Annotated in this window: 26 protein-coding genes; 1 reads left to right on the forward strand and 25 read right to left on the reverse strand. The window is 26.3% G+C overall.

Annotated features, from left to right (window positions below):
* Positions 1-32 precede the first annotated feature (32 nt).
* Positions 33-908, forward strand: coding sequence for a cation diffusion facilitator family transporter (locus BN346_RS04790; RefSeq protein ID WP_034440030.1), 876 nt, complete (start codon positions 33-35; stop codon positions 906-908).
* Between the two features lie 928 nt (positions 909-1,836).
* Here the strand turns inward: BN346_RS04790 and BN346_RS04795 are convergent.
* From BN346_RS04795 to BN346_RS04910, 25 genes are all read right to left on the reverse strand, one after another.
* Positions 1,837-2,814, reverse strand: a complete 978-nt coding sequence (locus BN346_RS04795) for a hypothetical protein (RefSeq protein WP_034440032.1) — start codon at positions 2,812-2,814, stop codon at positions 1,837-1,839.
* Positions 2,815-2,898: 84 nt separating this feature from the next.
* Positions 2,899-3,615, reverse strand: a complete 717-nt coding sequence (locus BN346_RS04800; protein WP_034440033.1) for a hypothetical protein — start codon at positions 3,613-3,615, stop codon at positions 2,899-2,901.
* A 151-nt stretch (positions 3,616-3,766) separates the two neighbouring features.
* The gene (locus BN346_RS04805) at positions 3,767-4,276 is read right to left on the reverse strand and encodes a hypothetical protein (RefSeq protein WP_034440035.1); all 510 of its coding nucleotides are present in this window, start codon (positions 4,274-4,276) and stop codon (positions 3,767-3,769) included.
* A gap of 133 nt (positions 4,277-4,409) precedes the next feature.
* Positions 4,410-6,023 carry an ABC-F family ATP-binding cassette domain-containing protein gene (locus BN346_RS04810; RefSeq protein ID WP_034440036.1) on the reverse strand — a complete coding sequence of 538 codons (1,614 nt, stop codon included), beginning with the start codon at positions 6,021-6,023 and terminating at the stop codon, positions 4,410-4,412.
* A gap of 189 nt (positions 6,024-6,212) precedes the next feature.
* Positions 6,213-7,487, reverse strand: a complete 1,275-nt coding sequence (locus tag BN346_RS04815; RefSeq protein ID WP_034440039.1) for a DEAD/DEAH box helicase — start codon at positions 7,485-7,487, stop codon at positions 6,213-6,215.
* Positions 7,488-7,578: 91 nt separating this feature from the next.
* Positions 7,579-8,859 (reverse strand): methionine gamma-lyase family protein, encoded by a 1,281-nt coding sequence (locus BN346_RS04820; RefSeq protein ID WP_034440041.1) that lies wholly within the window; start codon positions 8,857-8,859, stop codon positions 7,579-7,581.
* Between the two features lie 331 nt (positions 8,860-9,190).
* Positions 9,191-9,442, reverse strand: a complete 252-nt coding sequence (gene hfq, locus BN346_RS04825; protein ID WP_034440042.1) for an RNA chaperone Hfq — start codon at positions 9,440-9,442, stop codon at positions 9,191-9,193.
* A gap of 151 nt (positions 9,443-9,593) precedes the next feature.
* The gene (gene miaA, locus BN346_RS04830; RefSeq protein ID WP_034440095.1) at positions 9,594-10,538 is read right to left on the reverse strand and encodes a tRNA (adenosine(37)-N6)-dimethylallyltransferase MiaA; all 945 of its coding nucleotides are present in this window, start codon (positions 10,536-10,538) and stop codon (positions 9,594-9,596) included.
* 20 nt (positions 10,539-10,558) lie between these two features.
* Complete coding sequence (gene mutL / locus BN346_RS04835; RefSeq protein ID WP_034440044.1) at positions 10,559-12,472, reverse strand: DNA mismatch repair endonuclease MutL; 1,914 nt, start codon at positions 12,470-12,472, stop codon at positions 10,559-10,561.
* Positions 12,473-12,612: 140 nt separating this feature from the next.
* On the reverse strand, positions 12,613-15,291 hold the full coding sequence (mutS, locus tag BN346_RS04840; RefSeq protein ID WP_034440046.1) for a DNA mismatch repair protein MutS: 2,679 nt from the start codon (positions 15,289-15,291) through the stop codon (positions 12,613-12,615).
* Positions 15,292-15,464: 173 nt separating this feature from the next.
* Positions 15,465-16,823, reverse strand: coding sequence for a tRNA (N6-isopentenyl adenosine(37)-C2)-methylthiotransferase MiaB (miaB, locus tag BN346_RS04845; protein ID WP_034440048.1), 1,359 nt, complete (start codon positions 16,821-16,823; stop codon positions 15,465-15,467).
* 105 nt (positions 16,824-16,928) lie between these two features.
* Complete coding sequence (locus tag BN346_RS04850) at positions 16,929-17,186, reverse strand: hypothetical protein (RefSeq protein WP_034440050.1); 258 nt, start codon at positions 17,184-17,186, stop codon at positions 16,929-16,931.
* Positions 17,183-18,013, reverse strand: coding sequence for a rolling circle replication-associated protein (locus BN346_RS04855; RefSeq protein WP_034440052.1), 831 nt, complete (start codon positions 18,011-18,013; stop codon positions 17,183-17,185). The genes BN346_RS04850 and BN346_RS04855 overlap by 4 nt, the downstream gene beginning before the upstream one ends.
* Positions 18,014-18,157: 144 nt before the next feature.
* A complete protein-coding gene (locus BN346_RS04860; protein ID WP_034440054.1) occupies positions 18,158-18,826 on the reverse strand; it encodes a hypothetical protein in 669 nt (222 codons plus the stop codon).
* A 158-nt stretch (positions 18,827-18,984) separates the two neighbouring features.
* Complete coding sequence (locus BN346_RS04865) at positions 18,985-19,185, reverse strand: helix-turn-helix transcriptional regulator (protein WP_034440056.1); 201 nt, start codon at positions 19,183-19,185, stop codon at positions 18,985-18,987.
* A gap of 105 nt (positions 19,186-19,290) precedes the next feature.
* A complete protein-coding gene (locus BN346_RS04870) occupies positions 19,291-19,920 on the reverse strand; it encodes a DUF3862 domain-containing protein (RefSeq protein WP_034440058.1) in 630 nt (209 codons plus the stop codon).
* Between the two features lie 165 nt (positions 19,921-20,085).
* A complete protein-coding gene (locus tag BN346_RS04875; protein WP_034440060.1) occupies positions 20,086-21,315 on the reverse strand; it encodes a hypothetical protein in 1,230 nt (409 codons plus the stop codon).
* 169 nt (positions 21,316-21,484) lie between these two features.
* Positions 21,485-22,600 (reverse strand): TIGR02391 family protein, encoded by a 1,116-nt coding sequence (locus tag BN346_RS04880; RefSeq protein ID WP_034440063.1) that lies wholly within the window; start codon positions 22,598-22,600, stop codon positions 21,485-21,487.
* A gap of 170 nt (positions 22,601-22,770) precedes the next feature.
* On the reverse strand, positions 22,771-23,565 hold the full coding sequence (locus BN346_RS20400; RefSeq protein WP_051540028.1) for an N-acetylmuramoyl-L-alanine amidase: 795 nt from the start codon (positions 23,563-23,565) through the stop codon (positions 22,771-22,773).
* Positions 23,566-23,577: 12 nt separating this feature from the next.
* The gene (locus BN346_RS04890) at positions 23,578-23,940 is read right to left on the reverse strand and encodes a phage holin family protein (protein WP_051540037.1); all 363 of its coding nucleotides are present in this window, start codon (positions 23,938-23,940) and stop codon (positions 23,578-23,580) included.
* Positions 23,941-24,088: 148 nt separating this feature from the next.
* On the reverse strand, positions 24,089-24,541 hold the full coding sequence (locus tag BN346_RS04895) for a hypothetical protein (RefSeq protein ID WP_034440067.1): 453 nt from the start codon (positions 24,539-24,541) through the stop codon (positions 24,089-24,091).
* 180 nt (positions 24,542-24,721) lie between these two features.
* Positions 24,722-25,267 (reverse strand): HD domain-containing protein, encoded by a 546-nt coding sequence (locus tag BN346_RS04900; protein ID WP_034440069.1) that lies wholly within the window; start codon positions 25,265-25,267, stop codon positions 24,722-24,724.
* Between the two features lie 27 nt (positions 25,268-25,294).
* A complete protein-coding gene (locus tag BN346_RS04905) occupies positions 25,295-25,549 on the reverse strand; it encodes a hypothetical protein (RefSeq protein ID WP_034440071.1) in 255 nt (84 codons plus the stop codon).
* 68 nt (positions 25,550-25,617) lie between these two features.
* The gene (locus BN346_RS21890) at positions 25,618-25,773 is read right to left on the reverse strand and encodes a CD1375 family protein (protein WP_187372124.1); all 156 of its coding nucleotides are present in this window, start codon (positions 25,771-25,773) and stop codon (positions 25,618-25,620) included.
* A gap of 2 nt (positions 25,774-25,775) precedes the next feature.
* A partial coding sequence (locus BN346_RS04910) for a hypothetical protein (RefSeq protein WP_034440073.1) occupies positions 25,776-26,340 on the reverse strand: 565 nt, incomplete at its 5' end.

Genomic DNA, 26,340 nt, shown 5'->3' on the forward strand with positions numbered 1-26,340 from the left:
TATTTTTTATATCAATTGATAATGGAGGAGACATGGATAATAGATTAGAAATAGGAATGAAAGTTAGTAAAAATACAATTATAGGTAATGCTATTTTATCTATATTAAAAGTTTTAGCAGGTATTATTTCCAAAAGCAATGCTATGATTGCTGATGGAATACATTCTTTTTCAGACGTAGTAAGCACTATAGGTGTTATCATTGGTTTAAAACTTTCTAATAAACCCGAAGACTCCAAGCATCCATACGGACATGAAAAAATAGAAAGTTTATCTTCACTTTTTTTATCAGTAATGCTTTTTGTTGTTGCAATTGGTATTGGTATTTCTGGAGTAAAAAATATAGTTTCTAAAAACTTTGTTACTCCTGGTACATTAGCAATTTATGCAGCCATACTTTCTATAATAACTAAAGAATGGATGTATTTCTATACTATGAAATATGCTAAACTTATAAATAGTTCTTCTATGAAAGCAGATGCATGGCATCATAGATCAGACTCTCTTTCTTCTATAGGTGCTTTAATTGGAATTGTAGGCGCAAGACTTGGATATCCTATACTAGATAGTATTGCATCACTTATAATTAGTGCTTTAATACTAAAAGTCGCTTACGATATAGTAAAACAAAGTATTTCACAATTAATTGATGAATCTGCCGACAAAGAAACTATTACTAAAATTAAAAATAAAATCTATTCTATAAGCGGTGTTGAAAAAATAGACAAACTTCAAACTAGATTACATGCTAATAGAATTTACGTTGATGTAGAAATTTCTGTTGACTCTAATTTAACTGTTGAAGAAGGACATAATATAGCTATGAAAATTCATAATTCTATAGAAGAAGATGAATCTATAAAACATTGTATGGTTCATGTTAATCCATATACTTCAACTAATATTTAATTTTAAAAAGCATACTAAATATATGGTTCAAAGTAATCTTTTTATCAAATAATACTATTTAGCTTATAGTTTATTCTGATATCATGTTGGGAACCAATTAACAATGATGGTGAATATGCCCGGGGATTGAAATCCCCGCTACATTTTTTTATTTGTACTTCAAATAAAATTAATATAATATTTATCCATAAAAGGTTTATTTGGGAGAATAAATTCCCATTATAATATTCTTACTGACCATAGTTTTAATAATAAATATAACTATTACTTTAGACAGTTCAATTTTACCCTTTATCGTTAATTGTTAGTTTTTATACATTAGTTTAAATATATTTTTTTCAACTGAAATAATAGTATTTTCATTTTTCAGCGTGGAGTCATATATAGGGTTCCACGTTCAAATTTTAAATAACAAATTTATTAATTGAAAAGATTTTTTTGTTCATCAAGGAACAGGAATTATTTAAATTAGTATTTCTTTAAAAATTGATTTAGAAAATCTTATTAATTTGTGTTTTATTTTCAAGACCTGAACCCAAGGACGGGTTCAGCGACTGCCTAGACAAGATGTCGTGTGAACTAAATTTAGAAATATGTAATTGAAAATTCAATGTATATTTTTTATAAATCAAGGAAGTAATTCATATCAATAACGGTATTTTATTAATGTGAATTACTGACGAAGAGTTATGAAAAATAAACTAGAATTTAATTACATAGATCTTAATTTAGTTCACTAATAGCCGTTTAGTCTTGGAAATAAATGGCAAATTCATTAGAGTTTCTTTGAAATTTTTATGAATAACGTTTTAAATAATTTCTGTTTCTTGGAATAACATTATTCTCATTTAATATTTGAATAATTTCATTTTTCAGATTGAAACCCTATATAGTGTTCCTTTTAAGTTATAAAAATAAATTAAATCAACTATCCTGTTTCTTTAAAATTATTTTTAAAGCTTAATTTGAATTTTTCTTCTTTTAATATTTCCACATTGTATTTAAATGCATTAATTATTTTATATTTACATTTAAAATTTTCTTTTTCATTAGAACAACTTACAAACTCTGTACATATATTTTCACTATATTTATTTATATTTATTTTTATATCTTTAATGGTATCCTTCCCATCTTTAAAAACATTAAATTTTAATGGAACTCTCTTAGATATTTCAAAAGGAGTATATATAGTGTAATATTTGCTTTCACTACAAAATCCATTTGAAACAATATCTTTAGGTTTTAAATATTTTATATTAGTTGTTAACAAACCTTTATAAACTAACATACCTTCTTTTTTATTTTCACATTCAAAACACACTGGTTTACATGCTGATATTTCACTTTTTGCACTTAATATTTTCAATACTGGTTCATTGAATTCTACCTCACCTAAAACTAAATCATTTATTTCTGAATCAATTAATACAACATCACTTTTTAAAATGCTTTCTTTTGAAATTTCTCCTACACTGTCATTTTTATTACTTTTTTGCATATTTATAGAACTATCCATTTTTCCATATTCTTTTATTGTTGTACTACATACTTCTTTTTCTGTATTATGTTTTATATTTTCTGTATTATTATTTACACTTATCATTTTTAAAACTTGTTGATTTTCTAACTCATTATTTATGTTATTATTTCTATTGTTATGAATTTGTTCCTCATAAATTTCGCAATTATCTTTTTTGCAATTTTTTTCTTTTATCTTTTTTGTATCTTTTCTAATATTTATATTATTTTCACTATCTACAACATCTACTTTAGATATGTCTTTATTATTATTATTTAGATATAGATACATTAATATATAACTTAAGTCTTTATAATTAATTTTGAATTTTTTTACTATCAAATCTACAACAATTTGTATTAATAAGAATTCTATATTCTCCATAAACCCACCTTAATATACATTTTTTACTATTAGTTTATAAAAAAAGTGTAGAATTGTTACACTCTACACCTTTTATTTTTTATTCTATTCTGGACATACTACCATTTCTTGAAATACTTCAAATTTGAAAGTCACAACCATTTTTTCTGTAAAAATATTATATAATTTGCTATGATGACAACCTTCCTCATCATCTCTACAAACATCATATTCTTTTATTTTCCATTTTATTAATTCACAATAAGGAGGTTTAACTAATGAACCTTTTTCTGATGATTCCCACTCACATAAAGCAGGTCCCATAGTTCCTTTGTCGCATGCTCCCATTGTATTTTGAAGATAATCATATTTTCTTGTTTCTTCTCTATCCGGATTTCTTCCTATCTTTATATCTTCTATTGGTCCAGCAAATCTAAATGGAACTTTAACTACGATATCTTTTAAATTATTTCTATATGATTTACATTTATCTATATCTATATGACAATCAACAGGTGTAGCATATCTTATATCTTTTACAATATAACCTTCAACTATAATATTTCCAAATACTAATTTGCATTGAGTTATTACAGGTGTTTTTGTTACTCCTTTTATCTCTACGTATCCTTCTGGTATATAAGTGTCATCTACTACTATTCCACCTACTTCTACTTCACCAAGTTTCTTTATTATTTTCTCTCCATATTTCTTCTTAGATTCAACATTAGTGCTTAATACCTTTGATCTTATTTCTATATCACTGCATTCTCTATTTTCACATTCATTAGTTGATGCATTTGGTATATTCTTACAGCTCATTATTTTCTTCACCTCATTGCAAGATTATTATAACACTATAAATAATGTTATAATTATAAAGTTCAATTTAAACTTCATATTATAATATATATCTTACCTACCTTTATTGTTACAATTTACTACATTTTTCAGTCAATTATACTCTATTCTCTTACAATATATTTATTTTTATATATCTCTTTTCGTAAATATCAAACTCCAAATTTACAACTACATTTTGGACTAATTTTATATTTAAATTTTCACACTCATCATTTGCATTATAAAAATCTAATATTTTTATATTATAATTAACTAAGTCTACATATGCTTCACTTACATTTTTATATTCATTTATAAATGTAGCAAATTGAAATGAAGTTTTATTCTTTATGCTTCTTAAATATTCTTTATTGGTACTATACTCTATGTCACTTAAAATATATCCATCAACAATTAATGTGTTTGCTACAACTTTTGAACTTTGTATAACCACTTTTTTATCACACTTACATATTTTTTTATATCCCTCTATTATATTAAAGTTTTCAACTAACTCACCTACTAAATTTACATTAGAAACTAACACTGGTATTTTAGCTGTATTTATATGTTCTTCATCTATTTCATAATCTTTTTTATCTACACCAAAGTTCTCATTATCATCTAGAAACTCAATCATAAATTTTCACTCCTAATTTATTCCTATATTATTTTATTACTTTCAAATTAAATAGGTTACCTTATAAAACAAAAAAGAGATACACCTATTCTAAATTAAGATGTATCTCTTTATAATATAATTTAAATATAAATTATTTGTTCATTTCTTTTACTTTGTTTTGAACTTCATCATTTTCTAAGTATTCATCATATGTCATAGTTCTATCCATAACGCCTTCTTTAGTAATTTCAATTACTCTATTTGATATTGTCTCAATGAACTGGTGGTCATGCGATGTAAATAACATAGTTCCATTAAAGCTCATTAATCCATTATTTAATGCAGTTATTGATTCAAGATCTAAATGGTTTGTTGGTTCATCTAATATTAATACATTAGCTGAACTTAACATCATTTTTGCAAGCATACAACGAACCTTTTCTCCTCCTGATAATACATTAGCACTTTTTAAAGCTTCTTCTCCAGAGAATAACATTCTTCCTAAGAATCCTCTTATAAAGCTCTCAGATTTTTCTTCTGAATATTGTCTTAACCAGTCAACAAGACTTAAATCACATCCATCAAAGTACTCTGAATTATCACTTGGGAAGTAACTTTGAGATGTTGTAACACCCCATTTAAACTCTCCACTATCAGCTTCCATTTCACCCATAAGTATTTTGAATAATGTTGTTTTAGCCGTACCATCACCTAAGAATATAATCTTATCATCTTTGTTTATTCTAAAACTTACATTATTTAAAACTTTTTCTCCGTCTATAGTTTTGCATAGATCTTTAACTTCTAAAAGTTCATTTCCTGCTTCTCTTTCTGGTTTAAATCCAACAAAAGGATATCTTCTAGTTGATGGTTTTATATCATCTAGTGTAAGTTTATCTAATTGTTTCTTTCTACTAGTTGCTTGCTTTGCTTTAGAAGCATTAGAACTAAATCTAGCTATGAATGATTGTAATTCTTTCATTTTTTCTTCTTTTTTCTTGTTTTGATCCTTTGCCATTTGTAATGCTAATTGACTTGATTCATACCAGAAATCATAGTTTCCTACATATAATTGAATCTTTCCAAAATCAACATCAGCCATATGAGTACACACTTTATTTAAGAAGTGTCTATCATGGGATACAACTATTACTGTTCCTTCAAAATCTAATAAGAAATTTTCAAGCCAGTTTATAGATTTTATATCTAAGTGGTTAGTAGGCTCATCCATGATTAAAATGTCTGGTTTACCAAATAATGCTTGAGCCAGTAATACCTTAACCTTCTCTGAACCTTCTAAATCCCCCATTAATTTTGTATGTAAATCTTCGCTTACGCCTAATCCATTTAATAATGTTGCTGCTTCACTTTCCGCTTCCCATCCATTAAGTTCTGCAAACTCACATTCAAGCTCTGATGCTTTCATTCCATCTTCATCACTAAAGTCTGGTTTAGCATATAACGCATCTTTTTCTTCCATTATTTGTATAAGTCTTTCATGACCCATCATAACTGTTTTTAAAACTTCAACATCATCATAAGCAAAGTGATCTTGTTTTAAAACTGCTAATCTTTGTCCTGGTGTCATAGAAACATCTCCTGTGTTTGCTTCTATTTCTCCTGATAATATCTTAAGAAATGTAGATTTTCCCGCTCCATTTGCACCTATTATTCCGTAGCAGTTTCCCTCTGTAAATTTTATGTTAACATCTTCAAATAGTTTTCTTGATCCGTATCTCAAACTAACATTAGTTGCTTGTATCATTAATTCTTGCCCTCCAAATAGTGTTTTTATTTTATTCTATTTTTTAAATAGTTAATATCTTTTTACACATATGTTTTTTATTATAACATACTAAATTGTATTTTTACAACCTTAGCTTTTTTATGAGCCTAATAATTTAATTTTTAAAATAGGTGCAAAACACTTATTGCACCTATTTTCTTGTTTTATCTATTTTTTCTTATTCCAATACTTACTTTTTTCATAAGTATTTTTATTATTAGTGATTTTTTCATTATTTTTATTTTGTTTTTTAACTTTCTTCTTTTTAGGAATATCTACAATTTCACTTATAGATTTTTTTTGCTCTTCATTTACTACATTTCCAAAGTATAATTCTTTTAAATCTATATCTATACTAAATTTATTCTTTATTTTTGTTATCATAGGCTTCTCATTTTCGGTGATTATAGAAGCACAAACACCTCTATTTTGACCTCTACCACATCTACCTGCTCTATGTATATAATCCATTTCATTTTCTGGAATATCTAAATTTATTATATGAGTTACTCCTCTAATATCTAACCCTCTTGATGTTAAATCAGAAGATACTAATACATTGCTTTTTCCTTGAATAAATGCATCCATTGATTTTTTTCTTTCAGCTTTAAAATTTTCTCCAGAAATACCCTCTGCTTTGATACCATGATATCTAAGTTTGTCTGCTATTACATTTATCCCATTACTATTATTTATAAAAACTATTGCTTTTTTAGGTTTTAAAGATGCTATAAGTTTTCTAATCATTAAAATTTTATCTCTTCTTTCACATACAAAATACATATGCTCAATGTTTTTATTAGCTATAGGTTTTTGTTCTTCTTTTAATACCACTGGTTCCTTCATATTTTCTTTTGAAAATTTTAAAACTTCATCAGTTACAGTTGCTGAAAAACATAAAACTTGTCTTTCACGAAGTGTAGTTTTTATAACAGCTTTTGTCATTTTCTCATTGTTTTCATCTAATAATTTATCACATTCATCTATAATTATAGTTTTAACAGTATGTGCTGCTATTTTTTTCATTTTTATAAGCTCTAAAATTCTTCCACTTGATCCTATTATTATATGTGGTTTTTCTTTTAGTTTTTCTACTTGTCTTTTTATATTTACATTTCCTATTATAGTCATAGATGTAATTCCCATATTACTGTCTTTAGATAATTTATCTATAACTTTATGTACTTGTACTGCAAGTTCATGAGTTGGTGTCAATATTATAACTTGATTTTCTCTTTTAGAAGCTTCAACCTTTTTAAATATAGGTAATACATATGCTAATGTTTTTCCACTTCCTGTTTCACTTTCTGCAACTACATCTTTATTCTCTAAGCAAACTGGTATAGCCTTACTTTGTATAGGTGTAGGCTCCTTTATTCCTTGTAGTGTTAATGCATTTATTATATTTTCATCTATATTTAGACTTTTAAAATTATCTTCCATTAATATCTCTCCTTAATTTCTTTTATTTTATATTGTTAACAACTTTTCATCAAAATACCTCTATGATATAAAAATCATAGAGGTATAATTATTATTTCATCATTTTTGTTAATGCTATTAATATTCCTGTTTTAGCATGTTCAAAAGTTAATCCACCTTGAAGGTATGCTATATATGGATCTCTTATTGGTGCATCTGCTGATAGTTCAATTGACGAACCTTGTATAAATGCTCCTGCTGCCATTATAACCTGATCTGTATATCCTGGCATATCCCATGGTTCACATTCTACAAATGAATCTATTGGTGAACCTGCTTGAATTCCCTTACAGAAATTTATTAATTTATCCTTATCATTGAATTTTATAGCTTGAATTATATCTGATCTTTCATCATTATATTTTGGAAGAACTTCAAATCCTGAAAGTTCCATAATTCTAGCACAGAATATTGCTCCTTTTACAGCTTCAATTGCTACATGTGGTGCTAAAAATAATCCTTGGAATAAAGTTCTCATAACACCAAAAGTTGAACCACACTCTCCACCAATTCCAGGTATTGTTAATCTATATGCAGCTCCATTTACACATTCTTGCTTACCTGCAATATATCCTCCAGTTGGTGCAATTCCACCACCTATGTTTTTTATAAGAGAACCTGCTACTAAATCTGCACCTACATCTGTTGGCTCTATTGTTTGAATAAATTCTCCATAGCAATTGTCTACAAAACAAATTATGTTTTCATTTATTTCTTTTACTGCATCTATTATAGGTTTTATATCTCTTACTAATAATGAATTTCTCCAACCATAGCCAGTTGATCTTTGAATATGTACTAACTTTATACTTGAATCTTCTTTTATTGTTTTTTTCATAAGTTCTATATCAACTTTATTATCTTTAAGCTCTAATTGCTTATATTTCACACCATATTCTTTAAGTGAACCTATGTTTTCTTCTCCACTAATTCCTATTATGTTATGTAATGTATCATATGGCGAACCACAAACACTTAACATAGTGTCATTTGGTCTTAAGTTTCCAAAAAGTGCAGCCCCAATTGCATGTGTACCATTAACAAAATGTGGTCTTACAAGTGCTGCTTCTGTATTGAACACTTTTGCATAAACTTTATCAAGTGCATCTCTACCAACATCGCCATAACCATATCCTGATGAATTAGTAAAGTGCATATCACTTATTCTTTCCTCTTGAAGAGCATTTAAAACCTTTAATTGATTGTATTCCTTTATATCATCTAACTTTTTAAACTCTTCTTTTACATCTTCTAATGCTATTTGAGATAACTCAAATAATTCTTCGCTTATATGAAACTTTTTCATTAAAAATTCTTTTGTTATATCTAACATTTCTGTACTCCCCTTACTTTACTTATGTATAAATCTCTATTTAAGATTAAATTTTAAATTAAAAATAGTAAAATTACTATAATTTTAAAATTATATAATGTTTATCTACGAATAAAATCATCTTATATTATATACCATTTAATCATCTCGAAACAAGTTTAAACTATAATTAAATAAAAAAACACCTAAATAGTAATGTTACGCTAATAAAATCTAGATATTTAATAAACTTAAATTTATATGTAAAAAGCACAGAATATAAAAATATACTGTGCTTTTTACTAAAAGAAATCTTAACTTAATATATCATATAACATTAATGTGTTTAAAATTACAATTCAGATTCCTCTTTAGAATCATTATTGGTAAATAATATTTGCTTTAATGGTGTTATAGTTGAAATCGCATGTTTATATATAAGCATTTGCTTTCCTTCTGAAAATAATACTACTGTAAAGCTATCAAATCCATTAACATTTCCTTTAATTTGAAACCCATTAGTTAAATGAATAGTTACAGGTATTCTATTTTTTCTTGCTCCATTTAAAAATATATCTTGTAAGTTATTTGTTGATTTTGTCATCTTTAATACCTCCATAATATTTTGTACCCCTATTTTTTATAAATTTATCAATAGTGATAAAGTTACTTTTCTTACATTTTTTCTCATTTCTTTTCTATATATTTTATTCTATATATTTTTCCAAATTCCTTTATTATTTAAGGATATTACTCTAATTATTGCATATTTTTCTTTTTATAAAATCATTCTTTATAAAGTTTACAATTTCTTCATCATTTTTAAAGTCATCTTTATTTATCCACTTGACTCTAGAATCTTTTCTAAACCAAGTTAACTGTCTTTTAGCATAATTTCTACTAAATTGTTTTATCATATTTACAGCATCCTCAAGTGAAATTTCACCTTCTAAATATGATAATAATTCTTTATATCCAATACCTTTCATAGATTGCATATCTTTTGTATATCCTTTTTCTTTTAAAGCCTTAACTTCATCTAAAAGACCTTTTTCCATCATAATGTCTACTCTTCTATTAATTCTTTCATAAAGTTTTTCTCTATCCATATTTAATACATAGTAGTTTACATTGTATGGTATATCATATATATTTTGTTCCTTTAAATATTGGCTCATTGTTTTATTTGTTGTTTTATATACTTCCAAAGCTCTAATAACTCTTTTTAAATCATTTGGATATAACTTGTTATAACTTTCTACATCTATTTCCTTTAACATTTCATGAATATATTCTTTTCCTTTTATTTCAGCTAACTCTTCTAATTCTTTTCTATAATTTTCGTCTTTATCTGTATCACCAAAACTATAGTTAAATATTAAAGAATTTATATAAAGACCTGTTCCACCTACTATCATTGGAACCTTATTTCTCTTAGATATATCCTCTATAAAAATTTCTGCATTTTTTTTAAATTCAGCCACACTAAATTCTTCACATGGCGGTATAACATCAATTAAATGATGCTTAATTCCTCTCATTTCCTCTTTTGAAATTTTAGCAGAACCAATGTTCATTTCTTTGTAAATTTGCATAGAATCACAAGATATTATCTCACCATTTAATTCTTCTGCAAGTTTTATTGAAATCTCCGTCTTTCCAACTGCTGTTGGACCTGCTAGTATAAATAAATCTTTCATTTTCTCACCTAAACCCATTTTTATTGTATTCTTTTAAATTTCTTTTCTATCTCATTTAATGTCATTTTTATCATAGTTGGTCTACCATGTGGACAAGTAAATGGATCATCCATATATCTTAAATCATCTATTAATTTTTCCATTTCTATTTGTGATAACTTATTATTAGCTTTAACTGCTGCTTTGCATGCTAAACTTGCTATTTTATTGTATTTTACTTCAACAGTACTTCCATTGCCCATATTTTTCAAGTTCTCAAGTATATCATAAAACAACGATTTTACATCTGGCTTCCCTAAAAACATAGGAACTTCCCTTATACTTATAGTATTATTGCCAAAATCCTCAATGTTAAATCCTGCTTTTTTAAAAACATCCTTATTTTCTTCATAATAAGGTGCTTCATCAAAGGAAAGTTCAATAACTATAGGTGTTAATAGTACTTGACTTATAACTTCAAAGCTCTCTATTGATTTTTTATATTTCTCAAACATATATTTTTCATGTGCTGCATGTTGATCTATAAGAATAAGTTCATTGTTACACTCGGCAATTATATATGTATTGTTAAATTGACCTATTATTTTTACATAACCAAACTTAGGTACAATTTCTTTATTTTCTGTTTTTTTAACTACTTCTTCTTTTTCTAATGATAGTTTTTCTTTCTCTTTTGTTATTATTTCTTCCTTACTTTTATCTTCATTTTCCCATACTGCATCTTTAACTTGTATTTTTTCAAAAATCTTATTATCATTTTCAACTTTATATGACGCCTTTTCTTCTTTTCCAATTGTACTATCACTTTTTAAATCTATAGGTACATATTGAATATCTATTTTTTTTTCTAAAAAGTCATCATGTAAAACCTCTTGTTTAAATTTAGTTTCTTCTTCCTTTTTAAACTCTATTACGCCATCTTCTGTAAAACTAAAATTCTCTTTCATATAATTTCTTAATGCTGAATGAACACTATCAAAAATAAATTTGAATATGCTTCTTTCATCATAAAACTTTATTTCTGCTTTAGTTGGATGAACATTAGGATCAATATATTCTGGAAAAATATCTAAGAACAAAACAAAAAACGGAAATTTATTAACTGTCAAAAAAGACTTAAATGCATTTTCAACCGCTGCTGTTATTGTGCTGCTTTTTATAAGTCTTTTATTTACAAATATACTTTGTCTATTTCTACTACCTCTACTAATTTCACTGTTTCCTATAAATCCATAAACAGAAAGTATATCGCTGTGAGTCTCAAAAGGAACTATATTTTTGCTAACTTCTTTTCCATATAAAATATGAATTGCATCTTCTAAATTCTCACTTCCATAAGTACTAACAGTCTTTTTTCCGTTATTAGTAAGTTTAAATGACACACCATAATTTCCAAGAGCTAACCTTAAAACAAGATCAGATATTAGCGATGATTCTCTTTGTGGTGATTTTAGAAACTTTTGTCTTGCCGGCACATTGTAAAATAAATCTCTTACTTCTATTGTTGTTCCATCATTACATGCTGCATCAACAATATCCTTTATTTCTCCACCTTCAATTATAATTTCTTTTCCAAAATCCTCAGAAGCAGTTTTACTCTTTAAATTTACTCTTGATATAGATGAAATACTTGCAAGTGCTTCACCTCTAAACCCAAAACTATTTATTTTGTATATGTCTTCTATTTCTTGAATTTTACTTGTTGCATGAGGTAAAAATGCCTTTTCTATATCATCTTTATGTATTCCACTTCCATCATCACTTATTCTTATTAATCTGTTTCCACTATCTTCAACTTCTATTACAATATTTTTACTTCCTGCATCTATACTATTTTCAACTAGTTCTTTAACAACTGAACTTGCTCTTTCAACTACTTCACCTGCTGCTATCTTATTACATGTCTCTTTATCTAAAATATTTATTCTCTTCATTTATATCACCCCTTTTTATCGTAATATAAACACTAACCGTAGATGAAAACAATTATTCATCTCAATATTATCATAAGTAATTACACGAGGGAACTTTACGTTCCCCCTGTTAATTAGAAATTGCTTCTTACATCATTTAATTACATCTTCTTAGCTTTTATTACTATATCATTTAATTTATTTACACATTCTATTATAGTCATATTTAGTAAATCTATTTTCTTTATTTCTTCTATTAATTCATTATTATCTACAGCATTTAAAAACCCTAACTGCTGCACTTCTAAATTTTCACATGTATTTTTATTTTCTTCAATTTCTATATTTTCTTTTATAGGTAAATTTTCTTTCTCACATCCAAAATTATCTTCTTTTGCATTAGTTAATGCTATATCTGTACATACTTCTTTATCTTTATTTGTATTTTCTAATGTTTTAAGAATTTCTCTTGCTCGTGATATAACTTTATCAGGTATTCCTGCAAGTTTTGCAACCTCTATTCCATAAGATTCATCTGCTCCACCTTCTATAATTTTTCTTAAGAAAATTATATTATTATCTACCTTTTTTACTGCTATAGAATAATTTTTAACACCATCTATATTACCTTCTAATTTTGTAAGTTCATGATAATGCGTTGCAAAAAGTGTCTTACATCTCATATTTTTATTTTTACATATATACTCTATAACTGACCAAGCTATACTTAATCCATCATAAGTACTAGTTCCTCTACCTACTTCATCTAATAATATTAAACTTCTACTAGTAGCATTATTTAGTATGTTTGAAACTTCCCACATTTCAACCATAAATGTACTTTTCCCTCCAGCTAAATCATCAGATGCTCCTATTCTTGTAAAGATTTTATCACAGATAGATATATCTGCAGTTTTTGCTGGAATAAAACTTCCTATTTGAGCCATTAATGTTATAAGTGCTACCTGTCTCATATATGTAGATTTTCCTGCCATGTTAGGTCCTGTTATTATAAGTAGCTGATTAGTTTCATTATCTAAAAGTGTACTATTTGACACAAATTCGTTAGTTGAAAGCATTTTTTCAACAACAGGATGTCTTCCATCTTGTATTTTTAATACTCCTTTTGTGTTAATGCTCGGTTTTGTATAATTATTTTCTCTTGCTACAGTAGATAATGAACATAGACAATCTAGCTCTGATATAAGTTTAGATGATACTTTCATTCTATCAACATGACTTTCTACTTCATCTCTAATTTTCACAAAAAGCTCATATTCAACCTTCATAAGCTTATCTTCCGCACCTAGTATTTTCTCTTCCATATCTTTCAATTCTGGTGTTATAAAACGTTCAGCATTTGATAATGTTTGCTTTCTTATATATCTACCTTGTGGTACAGAACTTAAATTAGTTTTTGTTACTTCTAAATAATATCCAAAAACTTTATTATATCCCACTTTTAAAGATTTTATCCCTGTAACTTGTTTTTCTTCATTTTCTAAATTTGCAATCCATTCCTTACCACATCTTTTAGAAGTTCTATACTCATCTATTTTTTCATCATATCCATCTTTAATTATATTTCCTTCTTTTACTGAAAGTCCTGGATTATCTGATATTGAATTATCTAATAAATTATATACATCTTTTAAATCATCTAATTCATCTAAAATATTGGATAACAATTCACTTTTAAAGTTTTTTAGAACTTCTTTTATTGTTGGTATTTTTTCTATAGAATGCTTTAATGAAACAAGTTCTTTTGCATTTATACTTTTAGAACTAATTTTACCAACTAATCTTTCTATGTCATAAATTTTATTTAATGCTTCTTTAAGTTCATCTTCTCTAGAAATATTTTTAACAAGCTCTTCAATAGCATCTTGTCTTAGAAGTATTTCTCTTTTATTTACTAATGGTTGTTCTATCCATTTTCTTAACCTTCTACCGCCCATTGCAGTATTGGTTTTATCAAGAACCCAAAGTAAAGAGCCTTTTTTACTTTTATCTCTTAAACTTTCAGTTATTTCTAAATTTCTTCTTGAATTACCATCTATAGCAAGAAAATCATGAATATTATATCTTTCTAACATATCTATGTGAGACATTTTAACTTTTTGTGTTTCTATTATATAGCTTAAAAGACCATTTATTGATTTATTTAATACCTCTGTAAACTGTATATCATTATAGTTTTTAAAATGCTCCTTTATTTTTAAATCACTTTCTTCAAAATACTCAATTTCAAATTTAGATATAGAAATTTCAAATCTGCTATTTATCTCATGAATTGCTTCTTCACTAATGTTATTAGGAACAACAATTTCTTTAGGATTAAACTTTGCTATTTCATCAAGTATTGAACTCATATTATATTTAAAATCGCTACAATAAAATTCTCCTGTTGATATATCACAAAACGATACTGATGCACTATCTTCTTCTATAAAAATTGACATTAAGAAATTGTTTTTTCTTTCTTCTAGGAATGTTCCTTCTGTATAAGTTCCTGGTGTAAAAATTTTAACTACATCTCTTTTTACTATACCTTTAGCAACTGCTGGATCTTCTACTTGTTCACAAATTGCAACTTTATATCCCTTTGATATTAACCGTCCAATATAATTTTCTGCTGCATGAAATGGAACTCCACACATTGGTGCTCTTTCTTCAAGTCCACAGTCCCTACCAGTTAGAGTAAGTTCTAATTCTTTAGATGCAACTTTAGCATCTTCAAAAAACATTTCATAAAAGTCTCCAAGTCTAAAAAAGACTATGGCATCTTTACATTTCTCTTTTACATTAAAATATTGAACCATCATTGGCGTTAATGCCATAATACTATCTCCTTTTCTTTTCAAAGTTTTATACTTATTAATAAAAAGCGACTTTAGAAATAACACTATGTTCGTTGATGTTATTCCTAAAGGCAATCAAATCATTTCTAGTTTTAATTATTCCTAGTTAAAATTGGATTACCATAAGTCGCTTTAATTTATATAACAGTTAATTAAATTTCTTCACCTACTAATGAGAAAGACTGTGCTTTTGTTATTTTAACATTTACAAGCTTTCCTATATTTTCTTCATTTCCTTCAAAATTAACTAATTTTCCTGTTCTAGTTCTTCCTGTTAGTTTAGTTTCATCATTTTTGCTGTGTCCCTCAACTAATATTTCTACAACTTTGCCATCATATTCTTTGTTTTTCTTAGCTGCAATTTCATTTACAGCTTCAACTAATCTATTAAATCTTTCTTTTTTAACATCCTCAGGAACTTGGTCTAACATCATATCAGCTGGAGTTCCTTTTCTTTTTGAATATAAGAAAGTAAATGCTGAATCATATTCAACTTCCTTTACAAGACTTAATGTTTCTTCAAAATCTTCATCAGTCTCACCCGGGAATCCTACTATTATATCTGTAGTTAATGCTACATTGGGAATTCTTTCTTTTATTTTTCTTATTAAAGTCATATACTGTTCTCTATCATAATGTCTATTCATCTTTTTTAATATTCTAGAAGAACCTGATTGTACTGGAAGATGTATAGTTTCACATAATTTATCACATTCTTTTATAGCTTCTATAACATCTTCACTTAAATCTTTTGGATGAGATGTCATAAATTTAACTCTTTCTATTCCTTCTATTTTGTTAATTCTTCTTAATAACATAGCAAAATCTATATTTGGTTCTAATCCTTTTCCATAAGAATTTACATTTTGTCCTAGTAGAGTTATTTCCTTATAACCTTCTTTAACCATTTCTCTTATTTCATTTTCTATTTCTTCTGGTTTTCTACTTCTTTCTCTTCCTCTAACATGTGGCACTATACAATATGTACAAAAATTGTTACATCCATACATTATTGTAACAAATCCTTTTATGCTACTTGCTCTATCTATTGGTTGTCCTTCTACTATATCATCTTCTTTATTCCATATTTCAACTATTGGTCTTTCTCCACCTAAAGCTCTTTGTAAATACTCATTAAATTTATAAGCATTATGTGTTCCTATTATTATATCAACATAAGGGAATTTCTTAATTATACTCTCTGCCATCCCCTCTTGTTGCATCATACAACCAGTAACAGCAATTATAGTATTAGGTTTTTCCTTTTTAAGCTTTTTAAGAGCCCCTAGGTTACCTTCTACCTTTTGTTCTGCATTCTCTCTTACACAACAAGTGTTAAATATTATAATATCTGCTTCTTCCTTATTTTCTGTTCTTATATGTCCTAATGGCTTTAATCCACCTGATAGTTTTTCAGAGTCCTCTTCATTCATCTGACAACCCCAAGTACAAATCCAGAACTTTAATTGCTTATTATTTTCCTTTATATTAATATCTTTAGTTATATTCATTATATTAACTTCCTCCAATTTTTTTAATTTTATTTATAAAATATCTACAGTATTATACCATATAAGAAATGTAAAAAGAAAGCACCATAACTGGTGCTTTTCCTCTTAATATATTCCCCCTAGTTCCTCTACAACTTCTTTTAATCCTAATTTCAAGCCATACTTATTAGAATTTAACACTAAGCTTATTTTATATTTTGTCATCTGTTTCAAACTTTTCATTACTTCTATATCTTTTTCAATTATATTAAAAGTATCTCCACTTTCTAAATCTAAAAAGTCTACAACAATATAGGGCTTACCTTCTTTGTTTTGCTTTAAATCAATTTTTGTAACCAATACATCTATTTCATTTATTTTCATAATTGATCCTCCTTATTTTTATATAAATCCATATAGATAACATTACCTTTGCACTCACCTTTAAAACTTTCATAACCAATTTTATAATTATTTGAAAATCTTATATAATAATCATCAAAATCAAAATTCTTTAAAATATCTTCTATCGAATATTTTGTATATATTTTTGTAGTAATTGGTTTCTTTAAAGTTTTAGAACTATAACCATAAATTCTATAACCTTCTAAGTTCCTATTTTCCATACTTTTAGTAATATAGCAGCTAACATATAAAGCTATATTAGTGTTACCTTCTTGATTCAAATTTCTTATATCTACAAATCCATGTTGCCAGTAATTTTTACTAAATTCATTTTCTAGTTTCTTATGCTCTATTGACTTTTTTTCTTTACTACCGCTTAACTTTATATTGATTGGAATATTACAAAGTATATGGTAATGTAGTCTATTTTTCTTATCTCCGTACTCTAACACCCAAATATATTTTAAATTTTCATATTGTCTATTTAATCTTTTAAACATTTTGTTCAAACAATTCTTACTTTCTTTAAAATCTAGTTCTTTAGAAAATGTTAATGTTATAAATGTTTGCATATCGTTATTAGCTTTTATAAGTCTTATAATATTATTTCTAGCATTTGTTAGTGTTGTTTTTCTACTACGCTCTTTATTAAATTCTTTAGTTTCTTCATCAATTTCTTTCTTACCACCTCTACCATTTTTATTATTACTCTTGTGACCTTCTTTCACAACATAGTTATTAATTTTATAAATCTCCACTCTATCATCTGTTGTAATAATTTTAGTATTATATAACCTTTCATTCATTTTCGGAAAGTTAAACTGCTACTATCAAGTTATATAGAATTTTTATTCAAAGTATTTTCACGTTCAATATTTTTTCGCTATCGCTAAAGACTATCGCGAAAAAATATTGAACTCAAATGCTTTTTAAATAAAAATTCTATATTTCTAAATAGTGTAAGTTTTACCTCTACCAACATTATCACTATAATAATAAAATTCTCTTTTCTTTAGTTTTGTATTTTCAGGACTATATCCTAAAACCGTTCTATAACTGCTTTCTTCTACTTGTCTAAAACATACACGTGCATTAAATAAATCTTTAAATTTAATAGATTCCTTTGTTCCTATTTGTGCTATCCCAATTATATAAATGTTATAATGTCTACCTACTGCTAATACATCCATTATTACTTTTGTAATTGCTTTATCCATACATAATACGAGCATTTCATCTATAACTAAGTAGAGTGGTATTTCATGCCTTTTGATGCTTTTTAATAAGTTATTAAAATATTTTAATATGTTATCATTTCCGTTTATTCTTCTACTCGTATTAATGTTCTTTAAATCATCTTCAAATACATTTATTAATACAACTTTTTTATCCCTTAATGCATACTCAATCATTTTTGTTTTACCATTGCCTGAAAGTCCACATACAAATATATGTGGTGTTACTCTCATATCAACTAAAATAGGTTGCTTAAGTATTAAATTGTTTCTATATCCTATTCGCAGTTGGTATTCACTAATATTCTTATACTCCAATCTCTTATTATTACAATGTACTAATGCTATTAAATCTACAGTTAGCAATATACTTCTTACTATCATATAAATCACCTACATACTTTAAATAATTTTTAATTATCTTTATGTTTTATATGTATGCACTTACCTATAAGAAGTTTCTTGTTTTTTAAGAAATTTCTTGTTTTTATTTAATATTCTTATTTTTTAAGATATTTTCTATAATAAAAAAGAGATATAGTTTAATCTAAAAACCATATCTCTTTTACGTCCCTATTTAATTTATTTGCTATATTCAAAGCTCTTTCTAGTGTTGGTTTGCTTCTTTCATTTTCCCATCCAGAATATGTTTTTATATCGACTCCTAAAAATCTAGCAAATTCACCTGGAGCCATAAGAAATTCCATCATTCTTATTTTTTTTAAATTATTTTTTACACTCATAAAATGCCTCCTTAATATATTATATTCGAGAAATGCATTTTATTTCCTTTTAATGGTATAAAAATAAGCCTGAAAAACTCAAGCTTATTTCCAAATATATTACTTCTATTTTAAATTTAATTGTGCTTTCATAGTTACTACACCATCTTGAAATGTTATATTACAATTTGAAGCATCTTTATTAATCCATGCATACATTGAACTACCCATATCCATAATTTTGTTTTCTGTGATTAATTCTCCTTCTCCTAAAATCTTATTAACTTCTTCTAAACTCATTCCTTCTTTTACAGAATTATATTTATCTAAAGTTACATTAATATTTCCAGATTTTAATCCAGCTTGAGCTTTTCCTACAATCACTCCATCTTGAACTGTTACATTCATATTAGCTATCCCCTTAGCTTTCCATGAATAATTTTTACTTGAAACTCCTCCTATATCAGCTGATGAACTTTCTACACCTTCTCCTAGTAACGCACATACATCTTCATAACTTTGTCCCATAGCTACTTTTAGAAAATTTTCATATGTTATTTTACTATCTTCTTTTTTATCTTTTTCTGGTGTCTTTTCTTCATTTTTTTGAGAACTAACTTTTGCATTAGTTTCTTTTGCCTCATTCTTTGTTGCTACATCCTTATCCTTAGAATTACCTAAATTCCCAATTCCAACAACTAAAACAATTATAATTAACCAAAACCACCATCTTTTATAAATTTTTTTCTTAGCCATTTTAAAATCCCCCTTAAATTGCAATTATAATTCAAGTGTAAACCTTTAATTTAAGCTTGTACATATATTCGACAAACTTAGAAAAAATCTAATTTTATTAGACATTTTTTGTTTTTTAAAATAAAGGTAGCACTGAAACTACCTTTCTAAATTTAATAGCTATATCTATAATTTGAAATAGTCTTTTATTCCATCATTAGCTCTTATTTTATTTTCTATGATGTTAGAATACATTATAGGATTTATTCTTAAATTTTTAACTTCATCATATTCCATAAATAAATGCACAGTATTTTCTGTATTCTTAAATGATAATTTTAATACCCACATTATTTTTTCTAAATCAGGATAATTATTCTTTTTCTTGAAAATAGGTACCATCTCAAAAATAATTATGCATATTATCAAGCAAACATCTTTTATCCTATTTTCTTCGCAAATTATATGATTTATAAAAAAAACCTCATCCCCTTCATATTGTATTTCTTCTCCATTAATACACAAATTATCTGTAATTTCGTATTTTATAATTTTAAATCCGTATTGCTCTATAATAGAATTAATATCTAAAATAGCTGTTTCTGGAATTATTTTTAAATGACTTCTTAAATTGGGATACTTTATAATCATAAAATCTATAGTTAAATTAGTGCATATTTTGATAAATAGTCTTAAAGCATATAGTTCATTTAATATATCTTCAACTTCATCTATTGATAAAATTTTAAACTTATTTTTGCCATATCTTGCATGAATTTTATTATTTTTTAATTCAAAACTTGAATGTGCCACTATATTTCTATATTGATTTATTGGTATACCATTTAAATTTTTCCTAACTCTTTCATTCAATTTATATGTTGGTGTCTTAAATAAATTTTGTATAACATCATACAATTCATCTTCACTATCTAATTTTGATTTTTCCATAATAACATTAACTTTATTTAATAAAAATGCCTCTCGCTTAATTATATTCTCAATTAACTGACTTAAAATATTAAGTAACGTCATTGATTTTTCTCTAAAATTATATTTTTCTTTACTCAATTCCATATATCTTTTACCATCTTCCCTATATTGCCAAAAAAACTCTAGTGCTTCATCTCTTTTTTCAATAGTTTTCTTCATGATATGTAAAAAACATTCATTGTTTTTATTATATGCATCTATAATGTATTCCATTGTGTTGATAAATTCCTCTATTGACTCGTGTATTCTTTTAGTGTTTATAATACAGTATAGTCTAAATAATCCATACTCATGTTCTGCACCATAAAAATTAATATCTAATTTTTCTTCAAATCCTAACAATATATTTTCAAAAACATTTTTTAAAGCAATATCGTCTTCTGGTGACATCAATTCATTTTCATCAATCATTTGTTTTTTCATAAGTATTCCTCCACAATAAATTAAATAGCGATTATTATTTTTATGTTTAAAGTTATATAGTACACGCTTTTCATATAATTTTAAACATGAAAATAAAGGTAATTCTAAAACTACCTTTTAAAATAATTATTTACACTAATTAGCTAATGCGACTTAATTTACTTGCCAATTAATTGGTAAATATACTATATTTCTTTATATCTGTGTAATTTTCAAGCTCTTTTTCAAAAACCTTCCACCACGGATGTTCTTTATCATCTTTTATTTTGTTCTCTACAGCTTGCATAACATTCTTATCTTGTTTTGATAAACCATTAATAATATATGTTTTCAATAAACAATTAATATTTTCTTTATTAAGTAAATGTATGTCATCCCAAAAGTGTCTATATACATAATGTTTATCTAGTGCTTCCTTTTCTAACTTAGATACTAACATATCCATCCAAGAATTAATATTATCAAAACATAACATATGATCATACGTTATATATTCCCCAATTATAACACCTCTCGAGTTAATATTTTCTTTTATTACTTCTTCAAATAATATTTTTTCTGCTCTCAATTTTGCACGTTTTTCAATACATCCCCAATATGCACCTGGAAACATTATTAAAATTTCACTTATATCACTTACTGAATTTGCAAAATCTAACTCTTCACTAATAACTTTATATATTCTGTCAACTTCATCTTTTTTTAATTTGTCAAAAAGTGACTTTATAAAGGATTTTAAATTAAATATATACTCCATATTTCTTTTTGACATTACTTTAATTACCACATTAACTCTTTGCCTTTCAGGAATTTTTTCAACCAATAACTTTGAATATTCATCACTTTCCACATAATTTTTATCAAATACATATTTTAAAAATTCGTCTATTTGAAATTTAAATTTAGACTGATCAATTATACCTATTATATGATTAATAAAAATGATTATCGCATCTGCATACGATTTTTTATCATCTATTCTATCATGACTACGTGGATTGCGAATAGCCGTATAAAAACCTACTAATAATTCTTGTGTTCCTTTTTGAATGTTTATTTCCGATTCAGTTTGTAAATTATTAATTTTAATTCTTGGATTTTTTACACTAAATGCAGTTTGAATTAACTTTACCCCATCCCCTTCTAATCCAGATTTATTTCTTATTGTTTCTGTTAACAAGTGTATAGCATCTAAGATTGCTCCAGAATAATTTTCATTTTCATAATTTTTTTTAATCATTTTCCATAGATCATTATCAATATCCACATTAATATTTATATTCACAATATTCCTCCCAAATTTAAAATACTTATACTGTATAAGTTAGTTTATTAACATATATAAAATATACCATTTTTCTAGTACTTTTTACAAATTTATTCAATTTGAGATATATTTAAAATCCTTTTTTATATAGAAATATAAAAAGTAGCTCCTAAGAACTACTTATAAATTTAAACTAACTTTCCTGCATCCTTTAAACTATCATATCTAGTACTGCCAAATTTTCCACCTATTTGAATTATCTTTTCTACTTTTAATCCACTAACATCAAAATCACACTTTTTCATCATAGGACATTGATTTTTTTGTGCTACATATATAGCAGCATTTGCATCCATATCTCCAAAATAAAGTACTATTGTTTTCATATCTACTTTCACCTCATTATTATTATTTGATATTTGTTTTTTTCCTAAATCAACACCAGTTATAGCATATACTATGGCACAAGCAAACATATTTATATTAGCCTTAAAAAAGTTATAATCCTCTTTCGTATCTACATAAAAGTTTTCAAGAAGTATTGCTTCCATATTAGTCTCTCTTATTACGATTAATCCATTATGAGGTTTAATAGCACCATCTACAGTGTTATGTTTCAAAGTGCCATCATGTGTCTTGCCACCATGACTTAAAATATACTCCAAATATCTCTTAGCAGTAGCGGTTTTCTCTCCATTAAAAGTATATGCTTCAGCACCAATGCCTCCACCTGCATTGTTATGAATACTAACAAATATGTCGGCACCCCAATTATTGGCCAATTCGGCTCTCTTATAGCAAGAACCTTCTTCTGTGTAATTACCTGTAGGTCTAGTAGCATTAACAATATAACCTAACTGTCTTAACATAGGAACTACTAAAGCAGTAAGCTTATCACTTTCAATCTCTTCATTTGCAATACTAACTGCCCCTCTATCTTCTCCACATCCATGACACATATCAATCCAAATTTTTTTTGACACTATAATCAACTCCTATTTTTTTATTTCTTTTTTGTTTCCCTCTTTAAGTTGCACTAATGCATCTTTAAGTTTTTCTGGAACTGGAACATCTAATCTAACTGCATTTTCTAAAATACTTATACCTTCCATTGCAACGTAAAAATATATTACTAAAGTTCTAAACACCCAACCTTGACCAATTAATCTATCTAGCAATACTGCTAAAATCAAAATTATTATTATTGTAAATTTCTTTTTAAGTCCAATGAACCCTGTAGAGCTACTTAATTCTTTATTTTTATAACCACATAACAATCCCATTACATAATCTAATGCCATACACGCAATTAAAATCTGCAATCCTATTTCCCACTCTCCAAATAGAAAAGTTACCATAGTGCCTATAACAGCACTAAATGCACCTAATTTTTCTGCTAAATACTCCACCTTTTACACCTCTTCCTATAAAAATAAGCAATAAAAAAAGAACTAATTAAAGTTCTTTTTTACTACATTAATGAATTTACTAATACTATTCTTATATTTATTTATGCATACATTTGCATAAATGTTTCCAACTAGCCGTAAATGCAATTTTTCTAGCCAGCTCATCTTTAAATAATATTATCTTATTATTTAAAGATGGATTTTTATCTAAAATTGCAGAATCTAAATAAAAATACAACACAAAATATTCCTCTAAAGTCAATTCAATTCCTATAACAGCTTGTAGATATAACTCATTATCATGATTTAACCAATCCATAAAATCATCTGAATTTATGTTATCCTTACATTCCTCTATCTGTCTATTTAACTTATCCTTATACTGAATAAATTTTTCTAAAATTTTTTTCATAGTATGAACATTATCAGTTAATATTGAACTACATTTTTGTTTTTGACTTTCATTTTTCTCAACAACTTTCCCCAATAATTCTACAAGTAATTCTAATTCGGAAATATTATATCTTCTTGCTATTCTATCACAGCTCATTTTTCCCTCTCCCTTATAAATGTATTTCATACTTATTAAAATTCTTCATCAAATTTGAAATTCCTTTAAAAAGGCAAAATAAAAAGACTATCTCTAGTCCCTACTTTGCCTTTTAATTATTTAATTTTATGTCGTCTTATTTTTCAAAAGCGACGTAAAATTAGATTTACGTCGCCAAACTTATTTATATTCTATATCTAAACTTATTGCTTTTTGATTTAAAACCTTAACCGCTACTTTTTTTACTTCTTCATTATTTAATTCATCAATACTAGCTTTGATTTTATCTAATTTAAATTTTTTATCTTTATACAACTTAGATATCTTATCTGCAGCTCTTACTATTTCAATAAGTTTTATACTTGTTTCACTTTTATCTTTATATTTTTTTACTGAACCTTTATGAAATTCTACAATTTCTAATATTTTGTTTCTTTTAAATTCATCACCTTTATCAAATTCTATATACTTATTTATATTTACTTCCAAAAATTCTTTTCCATCTTTGTTATGTTTTTTCCCAACATGTTTTTTCACATCATGCAATAAAGCTCCACATATAATAATGTCTAACTCATCTTGATTTTTATCATTCTTAGCACATACTTGATCATATATTTCTTTTGATATCTTTTCTACTATTTCAGAATGCTCTATTAACGATTCAACATCTTCTTCATTTTCATATCTAACTACATTTAATAAATTTTCTCTTTTATACTTCAATATTATCAGATCTCCCTTATTAAATAATTACTTATTATATTTTTCTAATAACTTTAACATCGTATCATGTACCTTAAAATAATCATCTGTTTCAATTGGGAATGAAGGGCTTCTTCTTCCAGAAACCACTCCATCATAAACCATTTGAACTTTAAAAACTGATACAAATGTTCCATTCCAATCTTCCTCACCATAAGATACCTTATACTCTGTATTTTGAGGATGTGGTGGACAACTTGCTGGTACAAATATTGAATCCTTTGGATAAAACACTTTTGCCACAATATCACTTCCTTTACTATATTTTCTATAAAATACCATAGCAACCTATAGTTTGCAAGACTTTTTTTCTAATTTAAAATACTTTGAGTAGCTAAATACTCTGCTACTTTAATTTTATATTCTTCTGGAACTACCTTCTTATTAGAACCTTCTATTTCTTCCAAATCCCAAGCTCCTGCCTTTACTAAAATTCCATAACTTACTATTAGATATTGCTTTAACATAATTATTTACCACCTTTCAAAAGTTCAATTTCCTTCTTTAACATTTCTATTTGTGAATTTAAATCGACTATAGCTTCAGCCATAGCGACTTTCTCTTCATCTACACTTTCCTTAATAACCTTTGGAGCGTATATAGTGTATTGTTGTTTTTCTATTAAATCTCCATATTTAGCAACAATAAAATAATCTGTATCAATTAATACAGATTCCTCAATAATTTTATTATTTTCTATTTTAGCTTTGTCACTACCCTCTACAGAAAATATAATATTCTCAGATATAATACTTCCATACTGGTCTAAAACTTTACCTTTTAAACTATTAAAATCAACTTCTAATTTTATAGGCTTACTATCTTCTAGTATGAATTCTTCCCCTATTTCATCTGTAGTAATTAGATGCTCACTTAAAGTTTTCTCATACTCTATTGCATCTCTACATTGCACATATGCCTGTTTCAACAGTTCATGTTTAGATAAATTTGTATTATATTCTATAATACTATAAACAACAAAATTATCTTCTTTAAAGCCTACTGTAAGTATACTATCATCTATATCATACTTA

Source organism: Clostridium ihumii AP5 (assembly GCF_000612845.1).
GTDB lineage: Bacteria > Bacillota > Clostridia > Clostridiales > Clostridiaceae > Clostridium_J > Clostridium_J ihumii.

Excerpts from the sequence above, each read along its gene's own strand:
- miaA (WP_034440095.1), bottom strand. The coding sequence starts at position 10,538 with ATGAAAGATTTATTTATACTAGCAGGTCCAACAGCAGTTGGAAAGACG.
- BN346_RS04890 (WP_051540037.1), bottom strand. The coding sequence starts at position 23,940 with ATGGTAACTTTTCTATTTGGAGAGTGGGAAATAGGATTGCAGATTTTA.
- BN346_RS04895 (WP_034440067.1), bottom strand. The coding sequence starts at position 24,541 with ATGAGCTGTGATAGAATAGCAAGAAGATATAATATTTCCGAATTAGAA.
- BN346_RS04855 (WP_034440052.1), bottom strand. The coding sequence starts at position 18,013 with ATGAATGAAAGGTTATATAATACTAAAATTATTACAACAGATGATAGA.
- BN346_RS04865 (WP_034440056.1), bottom strand. The coding sequence starts at position 19,185 with ATGAGTGTAAAAAATAATTTAAAAAAAATAAGAATGATGGAATTTCTT.
- BN346_RS04875 (WP_034440060.1), bottom strand. The coding sequence starts at position 21,315 with ATGAAAAAACAAATGATTGATGAAAATGAATTGATGTCACCAGAAGAC.
- miaB (WP_034440048.1), bottom strand. The coding sequence starts at position 16,823 with ATGAATATAACTAAAGATATTAATATAAAGGAAAATAATAAGCAATTA.
- BN346_RS04810 (WP_034440036.1), bottom strand. The coding sequence starts at position 6,023 with ATGATACAAGCAACTAATGTTAGTTTGAGATACGGATCAAGAAAACTA.
- BN346_RS04795 (WP_034440032.1), bottom strand. The coding sequence starts at position 2,814 with ATGGAGAATATAGAATTCTTATTAATACAAATTGTTGTAGATTTGATA.
- BN346_RS04860 (WP_034440054.1), bottom strand. The coding sequence starts at position 18,826 with ATGATAGTAAGAAGTATATTGCTAACTGTAGATTTAATAGCATTAGTA.
- mutL (WP_034440044.1), bottom strand. The coding sequence starts at position 12,472 with ATGAAGAGAATAAATATTTTAGATAAAGAGACATGTAATAAGATAGCA.
- BN346_RS04820 (WP_034440041.1), bottom strand. The coding sequence starts at position 8,859 with ATGTTAGATATAACAAAAGAATTTTTAATGAAAAAGTTTCATATAAGC.
- BN346_RS04870 (WP_034440058.1), bottom strand. The coding sequence starts at position 19,920 with ATGGCTAAGAAAAAAATTTATAAAAGATGGTGGTTTTGGTTAATTATA.
- BN346_RS04790 (WP_034440030.1), top strand. The coding sequence starts at position 33 with ATGGATAATAGATTAGAAATAGGAATGAAAGTTAGTAAAAATACAATT.
- BN346_RS21890 (WP_187372124.1), bottom strand. The coding sequence starts at position 25,773 with ATGTTAAAGCAATATCTAATAGTAAGTTATGGAATTTTAGTAAAGGCA.
- BN346_RS04800 (WP_034440033.1), bottom strand. The coding sequence starts at position 3,615 with ATGAGCTGTAAGAATATACCAAATGCATCAACTAATGAATGTGAAAAT.
- BN346_RS04850 (WP_034440050.1), bottom strand. The coding sequence starts at position 17,186 with ATGAAAATAAATGAAATAGATGTATTGGTTACAAAAATTGATTTAAAG.
- BN346_RS04815 (WP_034440039.1), bottom strand. The coding sequence starts at position 7,487 with ATGGAAGATAATTTTAAAAGTCTAAATATAGATGAAAATATAATAAAT.
- hfq (WP_034440042.1), bottom strand. The coding sequence starts at position 9,442 with ATGACAAAATCAACAAATAACTTACAAGATATATTTTTAAATGGAGCA.
- BN346_RS04805 (WP_034440035.1), bottom strand. The coding sequence starts at position 4,276 with ATGATTGAGTTTCTAGATGATAATGAGAACTTTGGTGTAGATAAAAAA.
- mutS (WP_034440046.1), bottom strand. The coding sequence starts at position 15,291 with ATGGCATTAACGCCAATGATGGTTCAATATTTTAATGTAAAAGAGAAA.